This window comes from Mycolicibacterium agri (assembly GCF_002553505.1).
In the GTDB taxonomy this organism is placed as follows: domain Bacteria; phylum Actinomycetota; class Actinomycetes; order Mycobacteriales; family Mycobacteriaceae; genus Mycobacterium; species Mycobacterium agri.
The window spans coordinates 25,830-48,228 of record NZ_PDCP01000018.1 but is presented as its reverse complement, the minus strand read 5'-3'; the positions used below and the strand labels follow the sequence as shown (position 1 = coordinate 48,228).

The window sequence follows — 22,399 nt, the reverse complement described above, 5'->3', positions numbered from 1 at the left end:
GAGGATCTGCTGAACTACCGGAAGCCGTTACCGGCCCGCTTGTTCCACCGACAGCTCATGGGCGAGCAGCTCGGCGAACGTGAAAGTTCCAGTGGGCCGGTCGTTCTTGCCGAGCAGGTACAGCCGCTTCACCGCGGCCAGGATGCCTTCGGCGATCGAGTCACGTGTCTGGCTGGACACCAACATCTCGCGGTCGTGCGGGTTGGTGATGTAGCCAACGTCGACCTGCACAGTGGGCATGCGGGTCAACCGCAGCAGGTCCCACGTGCGACCATGCACACGGCAGTCACGTAATCCAGTGCGCGCCACCACTTCTCGCTGAATGAAGTCGGCGAGATTACGACCGATCGTCGACACCGAACCGTGCGAGTTGCCGAAATGGAACGACGCCACCCCGTTGGCAGCAGGTGTCGGCTGGGCCGCGCAGCGCAGGCTGATCATCAGGTCGGCGCCAACGGTGTTGGCTGTCATGGCCCGTTCGGCGTCCGACGGGCTGCGGTTGGGCGGCCGGGACAGAAACGTCTCCATCCCGATCGCGGTCATGCGGCCTTCGAGACGACTTGCCAAGTCCCACAGGATGTCCGCTTCACTGATCGGACCCTCCGCGGTCTGGGTGATCAACCCGTGGTCAGAGCCGCCACGGCCCGGATCGATGATGATGCGCTTACCGGACAGTCGCGGGCCCGACCGGCGCACCATCTCTTCCTCCCGGATGGCGTGCAGCGAGCCGCCGGTGACGCGGGAGCCGAGAAAATACAAGGAGCGCAACGTCTCTGGGCCGCAGATGCCGTCGGGGGTCAGGCCGTACTCACGCTGATAGGACATCAGCGCGTTGTGGGTCTGCAGGCCGAAATGACCGTCGACCAGTCCGGTGTAGAAGCCGAGATCCTGCAGCCGCGCCTGCAGCGTGGCCACGTCGTCGCCGTACATCGGCGCCCCGAACTGGTGGCTGAGGACGCGCGCGCCCAGTCGGTAGGAGGCCTCCTTCAGCGCGCGGTAGGTCGCCTCGCCGACGATGCCATCGACGAGCAGGCCGCGGTGTTGTTGAAACGCGCGCACGGCCTCGTCGAGTTCAAGATCGAAATAGTCGGCGGCAACATGCTTTCCGGTGCTCAAGTCCTCGTCGGGGTTCTTGATCCACCCCAGCGCCGCCAGCGCAGCCCGTATCTCGGCGACCGCAGCACCACGGTCACCGCGACGCAGACTCGACATAACTGGGCCTTTCGATAACGAACTGCACCATGGTCCAACGCTGACGGCCGGACAGGCTCAGGCAAATTATCTCAGAAGCAGGCCCGATTCCAGAAAACGCCAGGCGGGGTCGGCTCCGCTCTATACGACGTCGGCCAGTTCGCGCAGCAGCGCGGCCTTCCCTTTCGCGCCCACGATCCGCTTCACCGGCTGCCCGTCCTTGAACAAGATCATGGTCGGGATCGACACCACGCCAAAGTCGCGGGCGGTCTCCGGGTTGGCGTCCACATCGAGCTTGGCGACCGTCAGCGAGCCCGCCTTCTCACCGGCGATCTCCTCGAGAACCGGGGCGACCATCTTGCACGGTCCGCACCACGTCGCCCAGAAGTCCACCAGTACAGGGGTGCTGCTGGACAGCACATCCTTTGAGAACGAGGCGTCGGTGACGTTCACCGTCGCGTGGGTCTTCTCGGTGCCAGTCATTGCTGTGCTCCAATCAAATCAGTGTCGTCTGTGGAAGCCGTTGTCGCCGAGGCGGTTTCGGCAAGCCAGCGCTCGGCGTCGATGGAGGCCGAACAGCCAGTGCCTGCTGCGGTGATCGCCTGCCGGTAAGTGCGGTCGACCAGATCGCCGGCCGCGAAGACCCCGTCGATCGAGGTACTCGTTGTGCGGCCACGCACCTGCACGTACCCATCCGGATCAAGGTCAACCTGGCCGCGCACAAGCTCCGAGCGCGGGTCGTGCCCGATCGCGACGAATACGCCGGTCACCTCCAAGGTGGATTCCTCCCCGGTTATGTTGTTGCGCACCCGCACGCCGCTGACGCGATTGTCGCCCTCGACCTCGACGACCTCGGTGTTGGTCAGGAAGGTGATCTTGTCGTTGTCCTTCGCGCGTTGCAGCATGATCTTCGAGGCGCGGAACTCCTCGCGGCGGTGGATCAGCGTCACGCTGCGGGCGAACCGGGTCAAGAACGTCGCTTCCTCCATGGCGGAGTCGCCGCCACCGATGACGGCGATGTCCTGGTCACGGAAGAAGAACCCGTCGCAGGTCGCGCAGGTGCTGACGCCCATGCCGAGCAGCCGGTCCTCGCCGGGCACCCCGAGATGGCGCGCCGCCGCGCCCATCGCCAGGATGACGGCGCGGGCGCGGTATTCCTCGTCGCCGACCTTGACCGTCTTGATCGGCCCGGTCAGCGACACCTCGTCGACGTCCTCCATGCGCAGGTCGGCGCCGAACCGCAGCGCCTGCTCGCGCATCTGGTCCATCAGCTCAGGCCCGGTGATGCCGTCGCGGAAACCGGGGTAGTTCTCCACCTCGGTGGTCGTCATCAGCGCACCACCGAACTGGACACCCTCGAAAACGAGCGGTTTGAGCTGCGCCCGCGCGGCGTAGATCGCTGCGGTGTATCCAGCCGGCCCGGAGCCGATGATGATCAGATCGTGGACGGTCGTGTCCTTGTCGGATCCAGCTTGAGAAGTCATGTGATCCTTTCTGCCTGCGTGACATCGGTCGCGCCGGTATCACAGCGGCACCGATACAAACACCAGGGTAAGCCGGGGTGTTCCCGCTCGTCGGGTGGGCTGCGCTACCGGCGTGTGACCGCGCCGGGCGTGTCGCGGGCCGGCGGCGGCGCCGTGACCGTGATGCGCTCGGCGGTCGGTCCCTGGGGGAAGCGCGGGCCGGCGGGGTCGTGCAGCAGCGCCGCCACGGCGATGGCCAGCCCGATCGCCGCGGCAGCGATACCCACGATCAATGCGACCAGCCGCGGCCGGGTCATGACGAACACAGGCGGACGGGCGGCGTGCGCAGCGGGAGGCGACGCGGCCCGCAGCGCGGCACCGATGCGTGCGGTCACGGCGACGGGCACATCAGTCGCGGAGGCGGGGTCGGCGGCCAGCTGCGCCAGGGCGCGTCGCACCCTCTCCTCGGGTGGCTGCGCCTCGCCGCCGTGCATGCATCAATAGTGACTCACTGCATGGCGCCGCGGGCCCCGGGCAGCGCGTCGGTCGTGTCGACGTAGCCGAGCACCGTCGCCAGCTTGGCGCGGGCCCGCGCGCAGCGGCTCTTCACCGTGCCCTCCGCGATGCCCAGCAGCCGGGCGGCCTCGGCGATCGAGTAGCCCTGCATGTCGACGGCGACGACGGCGGCACGCTGCTCGATCGGCAGACGCATCAGCGCGCGCTCCACCATGATCGCGGTGTCGACCACCGGCGTGTGATCGCCGACGGGGGAGCTGTCGTCCTTCAGCTCGGTTGTGGGGTGGATCTTGTTGCGGCGCAAGCGATCAAGGCACGCGTTCACCACGATGCGATACAGCCAGCTGCTGACCGCCGCGTCATGGCGAAACGATGCGGCGTTGCGATGCGCCGAGAGCATCGCGTCCTGCAGCGCGTCGGCGGCGTCGTCGGGATCGCGGCTCGTGAGCATCGCCAACCGGTACAGCTGGCGGTGATGGCGGTAGAACAGCTCCTCGAAGGCGTACCTATCGCCTGCGGCGTGCGCGGCGAGCAACTCCGCGTCGCTGCGCTCCGGCGCACAGTCCCTGCGTTCGACGATGCCCCCGCTGCTGTCCACAGCCGAACCCTAAGCACAGCAGGACACCCGCTCTCGCACCAGTTTTCGCCGATGGCCGTTGACTTGGCGGTTCACGGCGCGCGGCCTTGGGATAACCGGTCAGCACCCGGTTAAGACGCCGCCCGCACTGTGATCTCGGCAATGTCGGAGCGGCTTTTGCCGTCGACCTGGCCCAGCGTGGACACCCACACCAGCAGATTGGACGTCGACTGCGGGTTGTCCACCTTGATGGTGTTGTTGCCCGGCTTGAGCTGCGTCGCCGGGGTCAGCACGGTGGTGTCGTCCAGCGACGACGGCGTCGGCGTCTGCGCCGAGCGGATCTCCACCGCAGTGCCGGTGCTGTTGAGGTTGATGGTGACCTCACCGACCTTCGTCGGCTCCGGCAGCTGCAGGATCAGACCGACCCCGTTCTTGAAGTTCGGGAACGGAACCGCGTCGCTGTACGTGTCGATCGGCCACACCGTGGACTGGTCACCGTCGATGGCCAGCGGAGCCTGACCCGGTGCGTCGGGTTCGCCCTCGGGCGAAAAGACCGTCGCCCGAACGGGTTTCACGATGGCGCCGGTGGCGGTGCTGGCGCCGTTGTTGCCGCCCTCCTCCGCCGATTCCGTCGGCGCGTTGAGGCCGAGGTCGTCGGACGAGAAGCCGCCGACGTCGCCGAAGATCCGGCTCAGCACCGACGCCAGCACGATCAACGCGACGGCGATGATCGCCGCGCCCACGGCGAGCCCGATGATCAGCCCCTTGCGTCTGCGGGCCGCCACCTCCGGATCGGCGTCGCGGACCCGCTCGGGCCGCTCCGTCGGCTCGGGTTCGTCGACGGGGTTGATCAGCTCGGTGCGGTCGGCGATGGCGGTCGCCTGTTGCAGCAGGTTCAGCAGGGTGGGGGCGCTGCGGATGCCGCCGCTGGCCTGAACGGACCGCGCGGCCGCAGCCGAAATCTGGAACGGGATGTCGCGGTCGACGGCCCGCGGCTCGAGTGGTTCGCCCGCGGCGTCCACGTCGGCGGGTTCCAGCCCGCTGCGCACGCCGTGCTCGGGCAGCGGCCACCGGTTGATCAGCAGCGCGTACAGGGCGGCGCCGATGCCGCGGATGTCGTCTTCGGGGGTGGCGTCGGGCATGGTGGCCGGGAACGCCAACACCACGTCGCCCTCGATGCTGACGCGGACCCGGCTCGGATGATCGATCGACATCGCCACGCCGGCCCGGTGCGCCTGCTCGGCCGCGGCGGCCAGTGTCTGCATGGCGCGGGCCCCGCCGATCGGCGACGGAGAGGTCGCGGCCACCTCCTGAAGGGAGCCGCCGCGGATCCATTCGCTGACGATCAGCCCGCCCGAGCCGGTGTTCGCCACGTCGAGGATGCGGGCGATGCCGGGCGCCTCGATACGGCTCAGCCGCAGCGTGCGGTCAAGGATCTCCTGCAGCTCCTCGTCGGGCAGCGCGGCCTCGGGATCGACGAAGGTCAGCGCGACCTGGCGGTCCAGCGCGGTGTCGAGCGCCTGCCAGAACTGCAGGTTCGGCGGCCCGCCGTGGAACACCAGCAGCCGGTAGCGGCCGCCGCCGATGGTGGCGCCAGGAATGAGGTGCACGTCCTCGTCGGAGGTGGCCGCCTCGATCGGCGGTTCGCGGGGGAAGTCAAACGGCAGACCCTCGCGGGTGGGGTCACCGCCGTAGTCGGCGGGCGGCCTGCCCGACGTCGGCGGCGGCACGGTGCTGACCGGCTTGGTCCCGGTGTCGCCGCGCTCGGCCTCACCGCCGGGCCCGGGACGGTCGGCAGGCACATCCGGTTGGAAGTCGTCGGCGCTCGGCCGCGGCATCCGGGTCGTCGCGCCGTTGTCAGGCTTCGGTGCGGAGTCGCCTGCGGGGTCGTTGGTCACCGCTGGTCCTTTCCGCATACCCGCTCCGGCAACCGGTGCCGGAGGCCCGCGCCAGGCGGTCGCCGGGCTGTGGCGCCCCCGCGGCGCGAGCGAATTTCTCTGATCAGGGTACGTGAGAGGCGCGCGATGGCGGGTTGGGACGGGCGGCGCGGACGGAGGTCCGGCTACTCTCGGCGCCCTGCCGAGGCGGCGTTGGACGGCCGCCAGAGCGGCGTGCGCGTCGGGCACGCGGGCGGACAGCATGACCGCGGCGATGATCGGCAGCATGATCACCCCCAGGATCAGCAGCCGCAGCATCGAGCCTGCGCCGCCGCCGCGGGCGGTCAGCGTCTCCAGGCCCAGCAGCTGATCGACGACGTGGGCCACCAGCCCGGCGATCATCGACGCGGCGGTGGTGACCAGCACGGTGCGCACGACTTCCAGGTCGACGAGGCGGCGCTTGGGCGGATTCAGGTTGGCGCGCAACAGGATATGGCCGACGATCGCACCGGCCAGGAAACCGATTCCGTTGGCGAGGCCGAGGAAGCCCGCGACGAGTTCGCGGTCGTCGGTGAGGTGTGGCGCGGCCAGCGACGCCGCGATCTTGACGGTGGTGATGACGACGATCACGAGGATCGGCGTCCACGGCTGCTCGCGGGCGTAGAACACCCGCAGTTGCAGCAGCACCAGCGCGTAGGGCAGCAGCGTGAACGCCGACAGCGAGATCGCCATGCCCAGATATCCGGCGTCGACCTCGCCGAAGTTGCCGTACGCGAACAGCGCGCTGCCGATCGCTGGGCCCGCGACAGTCATGAACGCCACGATCGGAATCAGCGTGACCATGGTCAGCCGGGTGGCCAGCGAGAGATCGGCCAGCACCGCGGGGATGTTCTCGGCGGCGGCGTTGCGGCTCAGCCGCGGCATGACGACAGTCAGCACGGTCACACCGATCATGCCGAACGGCAGCATCAGCACCAGCCACGTGTAGTTGTAGATGGCTGGGCCGCTGGCCGCCGCCGCGCTGGCTATCTGGTTGCCGACCACCAGCCCGATCTGGCTGATCAGCACGTAAAGCACCATCGCCGCGGCCATGCCGCCGAACCGGCGCAGCCGGTCGTCGAGACCCCACAGCGGGCGCAGGCTGATCCGTTCCTTGCGGATCGCGACGAGCAGCACGGCCGTCTGGGCGAACACCCCAAGCGTGGTGCCGATGCCCAGTACCAGCAGTTTCGCGTTGCCCATCTGGACGGGGTCGACCGAAAGCTCACCCGGCACAATGAGATAGAGCCCGAGGGTGGCGATGGCGACCACGTTGTTGATCACCGGCGCCCAGGCAGGTGGGCCGAACACGTTGCGGGTGTTCAGGATCGCCATGAACACCGACGACAACCCGTAGAAGATCACCTGCGGCAGCAGCAGGTAGGCGAACGCGGTGGTGAGCGCGCGGTTGACCTGTGGGTCGTCGCCCAGCATCAGCCGCACCAGCAGCGGCGCCGCCGCCACCGACACCAGCGTCGCGACCAACAGCAGCGCGGTGGCCAGCGTGACCAGCCTGCGGACGAACGCGGTGCCGCCGTCGGGGTCGTCGCGTTCGGCGCGCGCCAGCACGGGCACGAAGATCGCGGTGAACGTGGCCTCCAGCACCAGCGCGGCGACGAGGTTCGGCAGCTGGTTGGCCACCGAGAAGGCGCTTGACAGCGCCGCGCCGAGAATCGCTGCCAACAGGACGATGCGGATGAAGCCGGTGATGCGGCTGACCAGTGTGGCGACGGCCATGCCCCATGACCGCGATACGACGGCGGCGTCGCTCAGTTCGGGACGGCCGGCCCGCCGCCGCGGTGCGGGCCCCCGTGGTATCCGCTGCAGCGGGGGAGACGGCGGCATCCGCCGCAGCGGCGGCGGATAACCCCTCGACCCAGGGGGACCGGGCGGCCCTTGTGGCATGCGCGGCGGAGGCATGGGCGGGGGACCCAGCGGGGCCCCGCTCCGGTCGAACGGTGGCTGCGCTGGTCCGGCGTGCCGACCGGCGGTGTTCATGACTCCCGCTCTTCGCCCGAGTGAATGGGCGCGGGCTTGTCGGGCGCCTCGTCGGTATGGGCCAGCGCGACGTCCAGCGGGTCAGGCCGGTCGAGGTCGGCCCGGTCGGGCTGGCCGCGGAACCGGTGCCACAGCCGGCGACCGGCGAGCAGGACCAGCACCGCGCCCACCGACAGCGTGATGAAGAACAGCACCTTGCCGTAGGCGTTGGAGTGCACCGACAGCCGCACCGGCTCGCCGAGCGGCAACCCGTCGGCCGTGCGCAGCGCGACGTCGACCGCCACCCGCTGGGTGAAGTGCACCTCGACGGGCACCTGCAGCGGCAGGAACCCCGGCGGCAGCTCGATCACGCCCATGTCGGTGACGGACATACCCGGTGGGGCGTCCACCTGAAGCCGCACCCGGATCGGCACCGGTAGGTCGTTGCGCAGCGCCAGCGGTAGCGGGCTGCGTTCGGTGGCCAGGGTGTACGCGCCGCCGGGGTTGACGATCGTCACCGCGTTGAACATGTCGTCGACCATCGCGCTGGTCGCATTCAGCCGCATCGACGCCAGCCCGTTGCGGGCATCCGGCGGAACCGACTGGCTCAGCGCGCGCAGCATGTCCTCCCGCAGCGGCGCGGTGTACTGGATGCCGGTCAGCCCGGTGCGCTCGTCGGTAGTCAGCGCCGCGGTCAACCCCCACAGCCGCCCGGTGGTGCGCGCGATCCCTGACACCACGCCGTCGTCGAAGCGGGCGTTCGGGTTGCCGGTGACCTGCTCCGGCAGCGGACGCGAATCCTGTTGCGGGACAGCGCGTCCCGCAGCGATGACCGCGGTGAGCGGCCGCGGGGTGGCCAGTTCTGCCCGGATCGAGGTGGCCACCGCGGACAACACGGCTTCGGCGTCGGCGGCGTCGACACGCCAATCCACCGGCGGCATCAGGATCTGGGTGCGTGGCTCGGCGTCGGGCTGCAGGCCGCGCCACAGCAGGGCGGCCACCGCGTCCTGGCGGCGCGCCACCGGCGAGTCGTGCTGCAGCGGCACGTCGAACGCGGGATCCAGATACGACGGTGTCCACGGGTCGGCGCCGAGCCCGGCCAGCGCCGCGCCGACCGTGGGATCGAACGGCGCTGCGGCCACTTCGGGTGTGTAGCGCACCGGGGCGACATCGGCCATCGCCGGTTCGCCGTCGGTCGAATTCTCGGCGGGAAGGTCAGCGGCGGCGATCGCCACGGTCGGGCCCTGCGCGCCGAGCAGCCCGATCGCGGGGCCGGTCAACGGGCCGTCGGCGATGAGCGTGGCGCCGCGGGTGGAGGTGATGCCGAGGATCTGGTCGACGATGTCGCCCGCGCCGTTGGTGGCGATGGCACTCAGCCCGGGATCGTTGACCCGGGCCAGCGCGTCGAGGTCGGCCTGCGCGTAGTTCGTCGGCGCCACACACATCCGCTGCGCGAGCGCCTTGAGCCGGTTGAGCCAGTTCACCGCCGCTTCCTGCCCGGTGCCAGGGCGCGTCGGGGTGGCGGGTCCGATATCGGGCCCGTCGTTGACGACGTACCCCGCGGTCATCGCGTTGACGGTAACCAGCAGGGCGGGATCGACGGCCAGGCACAGCGCACCGCGGACCTGCCCGCCGGGGTCGACGGTCGGGTTGGTGGCGAAGTCGACCGACGACAGCAGCACGTCGAGCCGTCCGCCCGGCGCCAGCTCGGCGGCGAGGCCGTCATCGACAAGCCGCACCGGGGTGGTGCCGCCCGGTACGCCGGGCGCAAGCCGCGGCTGGTCGCCGAGCGGCCACAGCACCGTGAGCCCGACCGGTTTCGAGGTGTCGGGGGCGACGACGTCGGCCAGCGCGTCGGCCGCCGACTCCGACCCCTCCGGCGGCACGCCGATGATCGGCAGCAGGAAGCGGGCGTCGTCCAACCGGGCCGGGGCGCCGTAGTCGGGTGTGCCGTTCGCGTTCACCAGCAGCGGGTAGACCCCGGGCTGGTCGATACCGAGGGACGGCACCTGCTGCGAGCGCAGCGGAACGGTCAGGCGGAACGCAACATCTTGTCCCCGTTGAAGATCCGTCGACACCGTGGTGAACTCGGCGACCGGTTCGAATTGGCTGTTCTCGCCGCCGAGGTTGGTGCGCAGGCCCGCCGACGATGCCACCGCGGGGGCGCGTTCGAGGCGGACCATGACGTCGCGGACCTCGCGGTCGCCCACGTTGCGCACGGTGCCTGCGACGGTGACGACGGGCTCGCTGGTGGTCGTCACCACCTCGGGGGTCACCTCGTCGATGTGCACCTGAAGAAACGGCATCGCGCCCGGCTCGCCAGCGGCCGCATGCGGTGACACCGCGGGTGCGGCGATGAGGGCGAGCAGTGCCAGCACGGCGAGCAGTCGAGGCAGCACCGTCCCGTTACCCCGGCGGCCGGTCACGGCCCTTGTCCGCAGCCGTTCGTCCGCGGCTTGGGTGGGCTGGCCTCGTCGCGACGACGGTTGCGGGTGTGCGAATGCGTCTGGGCTCGCCGGCGCGGCGAGGAATGCGGCAGCGGCGGCAGTGCGGCAGGCCCATCGGTGCGCAGCTTGTCGATCAGTTCGTCGGCGACTTCGGCGAGTTTGCGTTCATCGGCGTAAGCCAGCCGCGAGGGTAACTCCTTCAGCGGCACCCAAGCCACCTCGGTGACCTCGACGTCCTCGTCGGACAGCTCGCCGCCGAGAAACCGCATGAGATAGTGGTGCACGGTCTTGTGCACGCGCCTGCCCTCGGTGACGAACCAGTAGTCGATGCTGCCGAGCGCCGCCAGCACGCTGCCCTGGATGCCGGTCTCCTCGGCCACTTCACGGATCGCGGTCTGTTCGGCGGTCTCACCGAGCTCGATGTGGCCTTTCGGCAGCGACCACAGCATCCGGCCGCGCCGGTCGATGCGGCCGATGAGCGCCGCGACCTGACGTTCCTTGGGTCCGTCGATGCCGTCGACGACCAGGCCGCCCGCCGAAGTCTCGTGCACGGTGCGCAGCCGTTCGGCGCCGCGCCGGGACCTGGGCTTGCGCGGCCTGGGGTGCGCGCCGGGGATGGGGGCGCTATCTTTTCCCGCGGCCGTGTCGGCATTCGTGCCGGCGGTCTTCTCGGCGTTCGGTGCAGCTGGGACGGTTGCGGCGCCGGCCTCGCCTGCCGCGACGGCGCTGCTGTTGTGCTGGGCGGCCGAGGCGTCGGGGGGACCGGCCGCGCGCCGTCCACGACGCCGCCTGCGGCGCCGACGTGGTTTGGCTTGTTCGCCGTCCGACACCCAAGCGATAGTAGCTGCCACCAGAATTCGCTCCCTGTGCACTCGCCGGACGGTGACCCGGTCGTGACCACTAGGCTCATCGGACGTGCCCGATTCAGCTGCTGACGTCGAACTGCTGGCGGCTGCGCAACGCGCGTTGAACCGCCACCGGGATGTGCTGCGCGAGCTCGGCCGCTTGTTCGCTGACGCGGGCCATGAGGTGTATCTCGTGGGCGGCAGCGTGCGTGACGCGTTGCTGGGCCGCCTCGGTGGCGATCTGGACTTCACCACCGACGCCCGGCCCGATCAGATGCAGAAATTCCTGCGGCCGTGGGCCGACGCGCTGTGGGACACCGGCATCGAATACGGCACGCTCGGCGTCGGCAAGGGTGAGGATCGCTTGGAGATCACCACGTTCCGCGCCGACTCCTACGACCAGGTGTCGCGCCACCCGCAGGTGCGTTACGGCGACAACCTCGACGACGATCTGGTGCGCCGCGACTTCACCGTCAACGCGATGGCGATCCGCGTCACCGCCGACGGGCCGGCCGAATTCCATGATCCCCTAAGGGGTTTGGACGCCCTGCGGGCGCGGGTGCTCGACACCCCTGCCGCTCCGGAGGTGTCGTTCGGTGACGACCCGCTGCGGATGCTGCGGGCGGCGCGGTTCGTGTCGCAGCTCGGCTTCACGGTCGCCCCGCGGGTGCGTGAGGCGATGGTCGCGATGGCGGGTCAGCTCGAACGCATCACCGCCGAACGCGTCGCCGCCGAATTGGACAAGCTGCTGCTCGGGTCGGATCCGGCGGCCGGCATCGACTTGATGGTGCAGACCGGTTTGGGCGATGTGGTGTTGCCGGAGATCGGCGCGATGCGGATGGCCATCGACGAACACCATCAGCACAAGGACGTCTATCAGCATTCGCTGACGGTGCTGCGGCAGGCCATCGAGTTGGAGGACAGTCCCGATCTGGTGCTGCGGTGGGCGGCGCTGCTGCATGACATCGGCAAGCCCGCTACGCGTCGGCACGAGCCCAACGGCGGGGTGAGCTTTCACCACCACGAGGTGGTCGGCGCCAAGATGGCCCGCAAGCGGATGCGGGCGTTGAAGTACTCCAAGCAGATGATCGACGACGTGTCTCAGCTGGTGTATCTGCACCTGCGGTTCCACGGGTACGGCGACGGCAAGTGGACCGACTCCGCCGTGCGGCGCTACGTCACCGACGCCGGACACCTGCTCCCGCGGCTGCACAAGTTGGTGCGCGCGGACTGCACCACCCGCAACAAGCGCCGCGCCGCGCGGCTGCAGGCCAGCTACGACGACCTGGAGAAGCGGATCGCCGAACTGGCCGCCAAGGAAGACCTGAAGAAGGTGCGCCCGGACCTCGACGGCAACGAGATCATGGAGATCCTCGGCATTCCGCCGGGCCCGTTGGTCGGCGAGGCGTGGCGCTATTTGAAGGAGCTGCGGCTGGACCGCGGACCGCTGGAGCACGACGAGGCCGTCGCCGAGTTGAAGAAGTGGTGGAGCTCTAAGCAGTAACTTCTGGCGAGCGGTCCCGTTTCGGCGGGGCCCCCCTTCTGGCGAGCGGTCCCCCTTCTTCCGGCGAGCGGGCGTGTCTGCGGGCGACACGCCGTGGAAAAACCGGCGTTCGCGCACACTCGCGGCCGATGGAACCGCTCGCAGCCCGGCGGCGTCGAATGGTTCATGGACTACTGCCTTGCCGACGGTGACGGGTCGGCGACGATGTGGACCGCGCCGCTGGACATCGACGTCGACGGCGACGGCACACTCGACGGCGTCGGCCTGGATGTGGATGGCGACGGCAGCGTCGACGACGCGCTGGCCGATTTCGATGGCGACGGCATGGCCGATCATGCGGTGCTCGACGGTACGAGCTATTTCACCGACGACGGGACGGGCACTTGGGCGGTGAGCGTGGACCGCGGCGGGCAACTGCGGTGGTTCGGGCTCGACGGTGTCGAGCAGTTCGGCGGACCCATGGTCGACCTGGACGGCGACGGGCAGGCCGGTGAGCGGTTGGTCGACATCGACAGCGACGGGCTGGCCGATCGCGCGCTCGGCGACGGCGTCGCCTACGCCGACACCGACGGGGACGGCACGTGGGATCTGCGGCTCACCGACAGCGACAAGGACGGCAGGGCCGACGCCGCCAACGGACTTTCATGACAGCTGCCCGAGGAGATCCTTGGCATCCTGGAGGTCTGCAGTGTCGAAGCCTTCGGTGAACCAGCCATAGATGGAAGTGAGTAGATCGCGCGCGTCGTGCCGTCTGCCCTGCCGGAACCATAAGCGCGCCATACTCGTTGATGCCCGCAGCTCCCAGGATTTCGCCTGCTGAGCCCGTGCAACGTGGAGTGCTTGCTCGAAACACTCTTCCGCCTGCGCTGGATCTGATACCTCGCTTCGAAGCAGGAGTTCTCCCCTGATTCGGTGTGCCTCGGACTCATAGAGCCGCTCATCGTTGCGTCGCACCCACTCCAGCGCCTCGTCGACTGCATCGAAGCCCTTGTGCACCTCTCCGGCAAGCCCGAACGCCTCGGCCAACAGCGTCAGATACCACGGCCAGACGGCCCGCATCCCGAAGGCCCGGCGGCGGTCCATCGCTTCTTTGATGTCGGCGATGCCCGCAGTGACGTCGCCCTGTTGGGCAAGAGCCCAGCCGCGCGGTAGCAGACACCAAAGGGACAGCGCTGGGGCACCGATCTCGACGCCCTTGTTGTACGCCTCCTCGGCCTGTATCCGCGCAGCTTCGGGCTCCCGCCGGAGTTGGGCTAGCTGAGCCGAAAAGAGGCGGGTGATTGCCACGCTGTAGGGGTGCTCCAAGGCGATGGCGTGTCGAACAACTCGAGCCATGGCCTTGGCGGCCTCGGCTGGATGGCCGAGTACCCATTCGGCAAGCGCGCCGACATATCCGCATACGATTCCCGGGTTCTGGTTGTAAACAGCGATACCCGTGAGACGTTGATCGGGATCGTAGAACTCGAGGCCTTTGCGACTGTGATAACGCGCAGAAACTACGTCGCCCTGCCACCAAGCGGTGTAGGCGGCCATCCAATGGCCCGCAGCGAATATCAGCGGGTCATGTTCAGAATCAGCGAGTTCCAGGTACTCCCGAGCGAGAGCTCGCGCCTGCGGCATCTGGCCGTGCAGAATCTTGGCATAGATGAGGCCGGACAGAGCGGGGAATTGCGCTGCGAAATCCCCGACCTCGCGCGCGAGCGCATACGCCCGAGCGTGAACGCGTTCTGGTGCAAGTGGCCCGGCTAGAACGCTCAGAGACGGGCCGAGCACCTGTTGGAGCTTGAGCTCAAGTACGCCACGTTCCCGTGTATCCGGCTGAGAAGCAAGCAATTCCAAGCCACGAGTGGCGTGGTTGATCGCCTCCTGACTAGCGTGCCGGCCAAGTGCGTGCGTAGCGGCGGCGTACCAGTAGGTTACGGCGCGTTCTGTGAGACCAGCTTCCGTGTAGTGATGCGCGAGCAGTTCGGGTTGCGTCTCGACGGCTTCGGGTGCCGCCGATTCTATTGCAGCCGCGATCCTTTGGTGGTGTTGCTGACGCGTTCTCTTCAGCAACGACTGATACGCGGCGTCGCGAATCAGCGCATGCTTGAAGCGGTAGGTCGCATGCGGTAACGCGCCTTGCTGATACAGAAGTTCCGCGCCGACAAGTTGAGCGAGCCCCTGCTGCAGGAGATCTTCATTCCACGGCGAGACCGCCTTCAACAACGGGTACGAGAACTCGCGCCCGATCACAGCGCCAAGCTGTGCCAATGCCTTGGTCGCCGACAACCGGTCCAGACGTGCCATCAAGGAGTCATGCAGTGTGTCGGGGATGGCCAGCGGCGGCAGTGGACCCGCGAGTTGATAGCGATCGTCTCGCTGTTCGAGAAGCCCCGACTCGAGCAGGGTTTTCGTGAGTTCCTCGATAAACAGGGGCACGCCATCGGTTTTGGTCAATACGTCGGCGACGATCTCGTCCGGCAGAACGTTGCCCTGCGCTACCCGCCGGATCAACTCGGCGGCCTCCTCGGTTTGAAGCCGGGCGAGGCTCAGCTCGGTCAACGCCTGATGTGCAGGCCACGGGTTAGGGAGTTCCGGGCGGCAAGTAAAGACCGCGAGTATGCGCTTGTCAGCGAATGTTGTCGACGAGAAGCCCGAGGAACTCGATGGTTGTCGGATCCACCCAGTGGAGGTCTTCGACCACAAACACCACCGGACGTTGCTCTGCTCTGCGACGAACGATGCTCAGCAGCGCCTCCATCGACTGCTTCTTCTGCTGGTCCGACGGCAACTGTTGGAACGCCTCCGTCACGCCGGTGGGAATCGAGAGCAAGGAACACAGGCCCGGCAACTCGGCGTCGAGCGTCACCCCGCTCCGGAGGAAGAAACTCTGCAGCTTGTCGAGTGTCTCGTTGGCTGAGCGGGCCCGCCGGAATTGAAGGATCACTCTTTCGAACAGATCGATGAACGGATAAAACGCTGTGCCCTGGTGATACGGCGACCCTTGGCATGCGGTCAGCCACGCTTGGCGTTCGGCTACATGCTCGGTGAGCGCATGAACCAATCTCGACTTGCCGATCCCGGCCTCTCCGCTGATGAGGACCACCTGGCCGCGTCCGTCGAGCACGTGGTTCCAGCGGTCTCGCAGCAACTGCAGCTCGGCCGCGCGTCCCACCAGCGGCGTAAGACCAGTCGGGCCGGCGGCCGCGTCCAAGCGCGTGTGGGCGACGCCTTCGCCACGGACTTCGAACACTTCGAGTGGCGTCGCGACCCCTTTGAGCGGTGGTGTGCCGAGAGAGCGGACGTTGAAGTAGCCGCCGAGAAGGTGATGCGTCGGTTCACCGATCACCAGCGTGTTGGGTGGCGCGACGCTCTGCAGGCGCGCCGCAATGTTCGGCGTGTCGCCCATGGCCATCAGTTCGTGGCGTTCCTCACCGACGACCTCGCCGACCACGACAAACCCGGTGTGACAGCCGAGACGCACCGACAGTTCCACGTCGTAGCGACGTTTCAGGCCGGTGTTGAGCTGGGCGACCGCCTTGACGGTCTCCAGACCCGCGCGCACCGCGCGTTGTGCGTCATCCTCGTGCGCCTGGGGATAGCCGAAGAACACGAGCAGCCCGTCGCCGAGGTATTGCGCGATGTAGCCGTCGAAACGGGTGATCACCTTGCCGCATGTGTCGTAGTAGTCGCGCATGACCTCGCGTAGATCTTCGGGGTCGAGCTCCCCGAACAACGGCGTCGAGTCCACGAGGTCGCAGAACAGCACCGTGAGTTGGCGTCGCTCGGCCTCGGATGGATGCGAAGGGTCCGGAGTCCAGACGAGCCCGTGCCCGTCGTCGTTGATCCGCTCGGTGTACGCGTAGCGCAGCTCGGCGCGCAGTGCCTCCAACCGGGCATCATCGAGCCCGAACTGTTCCCTGAGCGCCCGGTAGGACACGCGACCGTGCCGTCTGAGCAGCTCGATGGTTCCGTCGAGCACCGCGTAGAAGTCCATGGCTGCCCCTCCCCGGGAGCCTGCCTGCGCCATCGCCATGACAATCGTCCGCCAATGTGACGATCGATATCGCCGAACCGCAGCTTTTCCGCGAAGCGGTATCGGCAACACGGTGCCCGCCACGCTGTTTCTGACAACGATGGCGAGGGCACATGGGATCTGCGGATCACCGACAGCGTTCAAGGACGGCAGGGTCGACGCCGCCAACGGGCTCTACTGGCCGGGCCGCTCGAGATGCTCACCCCAGACAAATCCTTTACCGTTGGGCCCGTCTTTGAAAGAGATTCGGCACCAACCGTTCTCGTCACATCCGTATAGTCCGACGCGCTGACCTTCGCCGCCGTCGAGCACGCCTATCACTGTGCCGTTGTCCCCGTCGGGGATGTTGTAGACATCGGTGTCTTGGTTCACCACGACGCTCTTCGACATGGAGTCCGGCGGTAGCGGCGCCCGCGGAGGAGGAGGCGGCGCCGGGGCGGGTTCGGCTGGTAGCGGCCCCTCGAGAGGTGGCTCCGCCGCCGCGGGTATCAGGCACGAAATCGGAAAGACCGAACGGAATTTGGACTGCGTGCCCCCGCCGGCGGTGTCGCCACTGATGTGGTAGTCGTCGCCGACTTGACCCGTGTACTCACCCGTCGGGCCACCGTTCCATTTGATGACCAGGTTGACCCTGCGATTCTTGAAGATGCTCCCGCTGACGGTGCCGTCCATCGTCGCGCCGGAATCACCGGTGGCATGAGCCGGCCCGCTTGCGGTTGTCCCGGTGGAACTGAAGGCCACGCTCCACCCGTTCGTCTGTCTGAGCAGCACATCGCCCGGAAAACCGAATTGGTTACAGCGGGGCAGCGCCTGCGCTGGCGGCGGCGCGAGCAGCGATAGAGCGCCGATCGCCGACGAGGCGACCGCGATCGACAGGATCGCCTTCCTGCGGGATGCAGTGAATGACACTGCGCTGTCGGCAATTTCGCGAATGTACATAAGAGGGACTCTTTCCTTGCTAACCGACGTTCAGCGTCAGAGCCGTACCGTTGTTACCGGAGTTGGTATCGGTCGTTCGGCTGCTGACCTGTGCGTGAATGGCGCCTTGGCCCGGTGTCAACTGCACGATCACCCCGGGATTGATCTGTTCGCCCAGCTTGAGTTGGCCGCCGCTGCAGGTCATGGCCGACGTCTCTGAACCAGATGGGGGTCTGGTCGCGCAACTGAAGCCGTTGGCGCTCCAGCTTCCTACCACCGGGGCCTGATCCCCCAGGGTTGCAGCGCCAGACGTCGAGACGCTGACGGAGATCCCTATCGAGTTGGTGCCGCCAGAATTGCGCAGCGACAGGACATAGGCTGCAGAACCAGGACGCGGGGTCGCGTTACCCCGGATGGTCTCGAGCGCCACGTCCGATGGCGGGGAAGCAGGATCTGCACACATATCACTCGAACGAGCGGCCGAGTCGAACCCGACGATCGGTGAAGGAGCCTCGATACCCGTCCACCGGTACGCGCGCACCGTCGCGCAGAGGGCAACTCCTTCCGGGATACCAGGGACTGTGCGCGTGGCTTGGCGTCTTGTCCCGGGAACAGCGCCAGCGGAGTCGAAGTCGTGGAAGACAACGCGATCCCGGTTGTCGCGTTCGAACAGTGTTATGTAATAGCCATTTTCGGTCTCGGCATAGTCTGTGAACGTTACGTACGCGGTATTTCCCTCCAACCGGAGGTTGTCCATGCGTGCCGTCGGGAGCCACCCTTCGGCGGCCGCAGACGGCTCAGATGATAAGCAGCCCATAAGGATCAGGCTGACGAGGGCGACGCCGGTCGGGGCGCTAGAACGAAATCGTCGGGTGATAAACGAGATTGCCATGAGGTTCCTGATTTCCGGTCGGCGGCTGGCGGATGTGCGCGGCTACTACTGCAGCACGCGGTTCTGCTTGGGGTTGGCGTTCTCCTGCGCGATGAGGTCGCGTTCCTGTGGCGTCACGCAGACTAGGACGTCCTCCCCAGGCACAGCCCTCGGAACGAACCCTTCGAGGCAGGAGGGCGCGGCCATGGAGGAGCAGCCGGGCAGTGTCCGGTTCGCGATGCATCTGGGGTCACCCAGGTGCGCTGCCGGCGACTGTGCTGCTGCACGGGATTTGGCGGTGTGGAAGTCGTCGGCCACCTTCTGACGCCGTTCGGGGGTGACGCAAATGTGGTCGCCGGGGACTGCATCGCGCCACACGAAGCCGTCTTTGCACGTGTCGGGCCCGTAGAGGGGCTCGATGACGACACTTGCTTCGGGCGACCATCCCGAGCATGGATCGCCAAATATCCCAGAGTTGCACCCGCGCACCGAGAAGTAGTACTTGGTGCCCGGGGTCAGCCAGTCGAACGGCTGCCAGCCCCAGGAGCCGTCTTCGTCATGCTTTCTGTGGTCAACTGGACCGCCTTCCGGCCGGTAGTTCACAATGAAGTAGTCGTAGACGTATGTGCCGCGCCATCCCACCCCGAAGTTCTTGATGCTCGGCGGAATTGGCTGGTCGATCGTCGGAATCGGCAGCGGTCCGCTCGGCTGCATCTCGCCGACCCCGCGGTCGACCGTTCTCAGCGACGCCTGTGTGCACGCCCTGTCTTCGTTCTCGGTGGCGAACAGCGCGCACACCTCGACGTGATAGGTGGTTCCGGGTTCCAAGGAACAGATCTCCTTGTCGAACCGTTCAGGATCAACCGGTATCGGCGGCCTATCGTCTACTTGCACCGTGAATTTGAAGACACCCGATGACGAGTGGCGCCATGTCACAACGAGGCACCCGGGCGTCAGGCCGGTGTTTTGGATCTCGCTCGGCGGCTCGAACTCCTCGTCTGCGGCCGCGCTCCCAGCACCTGAGAGCGCCAAGGCAAGAGTCGCGACGGCAGCGGCAAACCAGCGGACGAGCCCAGTGGGCGGCGTCAGACGCCTGTTGCCGCCGCGCCTCGTCGTGACGGAAATATCCTCGGCCATAGTCCATCTCCTCGTGACGGCCGCACTCACGTCCGGCGTGGGCCGCATCGGCGATGTGCGGAAACGTAGGTTCGGCGGGACCCGACGGATCACGTAGTCGGCTACGCGACGTTTTCGACGGTCCGAACACGTGTGCGGTCAGCGACCGTCGTCGCGGTGGACCTGCGCGGCCAACTTGGCCTCGGCGAGCTGCAGCAGGGTGCCTACTGCTTCGGGCGCGACGCCGAGACACTCGGCGATCACGTTGTCCGGAATTCCGGCCGTCCGTAGCCGCAGTGCGATCGAGTAGGGCAGAGGAAGACGATCCATCGCGGCGTTGCGTTCGTCTTGGGTGGCCACACGGTCACGATGTGGCACCGCGCAACTCGCAGCACAGGTAGCGGCTTACTCGAATCCGCGCGGCTGACCGTTCATCAGTGCGATGAGTTCTTCGCGGGTGTTGACACCGGCCTTCTGCGACGCCTGGAAGATGTGTCCCTCGACCGTGCGGACCGAGAGCACCAGTTGTTCGGCGATCTCATGGTTGGACAATCCCTGCGCAGCCAGGGAGATGATTTCGCGCTGCCGATCGGTCAACGGTGATTCCACGCGACAGGCGCGCAACGCGGGAGTGTCGGCGCCGGACTTGCGGGCCAACCGCTCGGCGATCGCGGCGGCGGTCAGCCCGCTACCCCGGTGGCCGCCCTTACGCGAGATCGCCGCGGCCTGGGCGGCCGCATCGCCGGCGGCCACCCGGTCGCCGAATTCCTCGTACCGCCGCGAGGCCTCGACAAGCCCGCCGTCGTCGTGCTCAGCAAGAGCATGCGCGTGCGCGGCGGCCGCTGTCACGCGCGGCCCCTCCACAACGGAAGTCAGTTGCGCAAGTCTCTCGGCGCCAGACGGGTTACCGAACTGCGCGGCCGCCTGCAGGCACACGACTTCCCGTGCGGGTCGGCCCAGGGATCGCGCCTCGTCGGCGGCCGTCAGCGCCGCGCGAGCCGCCTTGCTTGGGGCCCCGGCCGCCGCGTCGATCCACGCTTCGGCAAGAGTCCGGTCGGGGTGCCAGTATCGATATCCGTCGGGAATCCTGCGTGGACGCTCACTCAGCGCTTGCCGCGCGGCGTCGAGTTCGCCCGCCATGGCCAACGCGGTTGCGAGGAAGTCGGCGCATATCTCGCGTGACGACGGCGACTCGTCCGAGTAATCCTTCGCCCTGGCGACCGACGCGCGGGCCCAGCGCTGTGCCTCGGCCAGATTCCCGGCCGCGAGTTCGGCGAAGCACATCAGCAGTGCGGACATCATGTGGGAGCCCTCGTCTTGGGCGTCGCGCCACAAGAGTTCCGCAGTCGCTCTAGCCTGCTTCACCTCGCCGGCCAAGCGCAGAGCAGTCACGTGACCCATGCCCAACCCGAAGCGCAGATGCGACGCATCGAAAGTCGTTCGCGCCAAGGCATAGCCCTCGGCGGCCGCCGCTGAGGCCCGCGCCACTTCGCCGAGGTCGGCCAGACCCCAGACCAGGCCCCACGTCGCCATCATTCGCGACATCCCCGCCACTTCCGCTGACACCAACAACGGCGTCGCCAGGTCGACGGCTGAGGCCGCCTGCCCGCTTGCGGCCCGGAGCGCCGACCGTATCGCAGCGAAAGCGTTGTCCAGACCGCATGAGCCGGCCACCGCCTGCGCATTGTCGAGGACGTGCTCTGCCGACGCCGGGTCGTAGAGGTTGAACCCCAGGTTCGCCGCTCGCATCACCGCCAGCTGCGCCTCTTCGGCCGCCGAAGGAGCGCTTGCGGCGAGGCGCGAGAATTCGCGTTCGCATTCGCGTCCATGACCGGCGATCGCCAGGGCCGAGGCGTAGTCGAAGTCCGCTTCACGACCGCCGCTTGACTGCGTGGCGCAGTGAGCGAGGCGGACCGCCAGCCGGGTGTCCAACAACGCAAGCGCGGCACGGGCGCCGTCCCGGAGCAACGCCGGGTCGCGAGGCTCGGCCGAGTCCATGACAAGCACGGCGCGCCGGATCGTCTGTTGCGGGGACGGTTCGCACAGCCGCCCGATGGATTCGACCAATCCGCGCCGGAGATCGAGGAGATGCAGAGGGCCAGCGCGGACACGACGTGCGTCGCCGAACATCGGGTGTGCCAGCCGAGCCACCTGTGCATCGGTGTCGATACGGATGAGCCCGCGTTCGACAGCGGTGTCGACCGCCGCTGAGCTGGCCACACTGAGCAGGACGGGCAGTTCCACCGGCTCGGCCAAACTGACGATGTCGAGGACTTCGATGACCGGCTTCGACTGACGGCCGATGGTCGATTCGATGAGTTCGAGCAGGGTTGGTGACATGTCGGGGTTTGCGTCCCACACCCACACGCCCGACCGGTTTGCCAACCGTCCGGCTTCGGCCTCGTCCGTGGTGAGTTGGCGGAGGTAGAGCACGTTGCCGTTGGTGTAGCGCCACAGCTGTTCCGCGCTGAGCGCCTCGACCTCGCCGTCGAGAACCCTGGTCAGGAGTTCGGCCACCTCTTCTGTCGACAACGGTTGCAGGTCCATGCGTGGCAGCCGCTCGTCTTTCCACAAAGAGCTGATGGCGTCCGGCGCAACCTCGCCCGATCGGTGGGTGAGAACGACTGTGGCGGCTCGTCGTTGGACAAGCTGCTGAACGACGAACGCGGATTGCTCGTCGAGCAGATGGGCGTCGTCGATGCCGACGACGACGGTCATGGGAGCGCTGTCGGCCACGAGCTTGCCGACGACCTCCAGCACGCGCCGCAGCGGATCGGGACCGAAATCGGTGGCGAACTCCGCGAACGCGCCGAGCGGCACGGAGCGCGCCGACGCCGTTGCGGCGATCCAGTGACAGCGGCGGCCCTGACGCTGAGCGACTGACAGCGCCTCACGCGCGAGCCTGGTCTTCCCGACACCCGCAGCGCCGGCAAGGACCAGACCTCCGGTGCCGCCCGGGTTCGCGATCGCCTTGGAGACGAACCGCAATTCTTCGTCTCGCCCGACAAGCGGCCAGCCGGCGCGCACCCCAGGAGTGTAG

17 protein-coding genes are annotated in these 22,399 nt (G+C 67.7%); 2 read left to right on the top strand and 15 right to left on the bottom strand.

What is annotated here, in order from left to right; translation table 11 throughout:
* Positions 1-27 precede the first annotated feature (27 nt).
* The 8 genes from CQY20_RS12290 to CQY20_RS12255 all read right to left on the bottom strand — a co-directional run bounded on the left by CQY20_RS12290 (position 28) and on the right by CQY20_RS12255 (position 10,917).
* Positions 28-1,212, bottom strand: a complete 1,185-nt coding sequence (locus CQY20_RS12290; protein WP_097940367.1) for an N-acetylmuramoyl-L-alanine amidase — start codon at positions 1,210-1,212, stop codon at positions 28-30.
* A gap of 120 nt (positions 1,213-1,332) precedes the next feature.
* Positions 1,333-1,674, bottom strand: coding sequence for a thioredoxin (gene trxA / locus CQY20_RS12285; RefSeq protein WP_097940366.1), 342 nt, complete (start codon positions 1,672-1,674; stop codon positions 1,333-1,335).
* Positions 1,671-2,675 carry a thioredoxin-disulfide reductase gene (gene trxB / locus CQY20_RS12280; protein WP_097940365.1) on the bottom strand — a complete coding sequence of 335 codons (1,005 nt, stop codon included), beginning with the start codon at positions 2,673-2,675 and terminating at the stop codon, positions 1,671-1,673. Before trxB ends, trxA begins: the two co-directional genes overlap by 4 nt.
* A gap of 104 nt (positions 2,676-2,779) precedes the next feature.
* The gene (locus tag CQY20_RS12275) at positions 2,780-3,148 is read right to left on the bottom strand and encodes a hypothetical protein (RefSeq protein WP_097940364.1); all 369 of its coding nucleotides are present in this window, start codon (positions 3,146-3,148) and stop codon (positions 2,780-2,782) included.
* Positions 3,149-3,162: 14 nt separating this feature from the next.
* A complete protein-coding gene (gene sigM / locus CQY20_RS12270; protein ID WP_174814705.1) occupies positions 3,163-3,768 on the bottom strand; it encodes an RNA polymerase sigma factor SigM in 606 nt (201 codons plus the stop codon).
* Between the two features lie 110 nt (positions 3,769-3,878).
* The gene (murJ, locus tag CQY20_RS12265; RefSeq protein ID WP_097940363.1) at positions 3,879-7,508 is read right to left on the bottom strand and encodes a murein biosynthesis integral membrane protein MurJ; all 3,630 of its coding nucleotides are present in this window, start codon (positions 7,506-7,508) and stop codon (positions 3,879-3,881) included.
* Positions 7,509-7,657: 149 nt separating this feature from the next.
* On the bottom strand, positions 7,658-10,066 hold the full coding sequence (locus CQY20_RS12260) for a DUF6049 family protein (protein WP_097940362.1): 2,409 nt from the start codon (positions 10,064-10,066) through the stop codon (positions 7,658-7,660).
* Positions 10,063-10,917: an NUDIX hydrolase gene (locus CQY20_RS12255; RefSeq protein WP_097940361.1), complete on the bottom strand. Its 855-nt coding sequence runs from the start codon at positions 10,915-10,917 to the stop codon at positions 10,063-10,065. Before CQY20_RS12255 ends, CQY20_RS12260 begins: the two co-directional genes overlap by 4 nt.
* A gap of 85 nt (positions 10,918-11,002) precedes the next feature.
* On the opposite strand from CQY20_RS12255, the gene CQY20_RS12250 reads away from it, so the two are divergent.
* Positions 11,003-12,436 (top strand): CCA tRNA nucleotidyltransferase, encoded by a 1,434-nt coding sequence (locus tag CQY20_RS12250; RefSeq protein ID WP_097940360.1) that lies wholly within the window; start codon positions 11,003-11,005, stop codon positions 12,434-12,436.
* Between the two features lie 165 nt (positions 12,437-12,601).
* Entirely contained in the window at positions 12,602-13,084 is a 483-nt protein-coding gene (locus tag CQY20_RS12245; RefSeq protein ID WP_097940409.1) for a pullulanase, read from the top strand.
* Here CQY20_RS12245 and CQY20_RS12240 read toward each other — a convergent pair.
* The 7 genes from CQY20_RS12240 to CQY20_RS12215 form a co-directional block, all read right to left on the bottom strand.
* Entirely contained in the window at positions 13,079-14,980 is a 1,902-nt protein-coding gene (locus tag CQY20_RS12240; RefSeq protein WP_097940359.1) for an ATP-binding protein, read from the bottom strand. The two genes, CQY20_RS12245 and CQY20_RS12240, sit on opposite strands and share 6 nt — an antisense overlap.
* 67 nt (positions 14,981-15,047) lie before the next feature.
* Positions 15,048-16,415 carry an adenylate/guanylate cyclase domain-containing protein gene (locus CQY20_RS12235; RefSeq protein ID WP_163701047.1) on the bottom strand — a complete coding sequence of 456 codons (1,368 nt, stop codon included), beginning with the start codon at positions 16,413-16,415 and terminating at the stop codon, positions 15,048-15,050.
* A 213-nt stretch (positions 16,416-16,628) separates the two neighbouring features.
* A complete protein-coding gene (locus CQY20_RS12230) occupies positions 16,629-17,393 on the bottom strand; it encodes an SH3 domain-containing protein (protein ID WP_097940357.1) in 765 nt (254 codons plus the stop codon).
* A gap of 19 nt (positions 17,394-17,412) precedes the next feature.
* A complete protein-coding gene (locus CQY20_RS34480) occupies positions 17,413-18,264 on the bottom strand; it encodes a hypothetical protein (RefSeq protein WP_133119065.1) in 852 nt (283 codons plus the stop codon).
* Positions 18,265-18,309: 45 nt separating this feature from the next.
* Positions 18,310-19,071, bottom strand: coding sequence for a hypothetical protein (locus CQY20_RS12225; protein ID WP_133119064.1), 762 nt, complete (start codon positions 19,069-19,071; stop codon positions 18,310-18,312).
* A 447-nt stretch (positions 19,072-19,518) separates the two neighbouring features.
* Positions 19,519-19,719 carry a hypothetical protein gene (locus CQY20_RS12220; RefSeq protein WP_133119063.1) on the bottom strand — a complete coding sequence of 67 codons (201 nt, stop codon included), beginning with the start codon at positions 19,717-19,719 and terminating at the stop codon, positions 19,519-19,521.
* A gap of 45 nt (positions 19,720-19,764) precedes the next feature.
* A complete protein-coding gene (locus CQY20_RS12215) occupies positions 19,765-22,386 on the bottom strand; it encodes a LuxR C-terminal-related transcriptional regulator (protein ID WP_163701051.1) in 2,622 nt (873 codons plus the stop codon).
* Between the last annotated feature and the right edge of the window lie 13 nt (positions 22,387-22,399).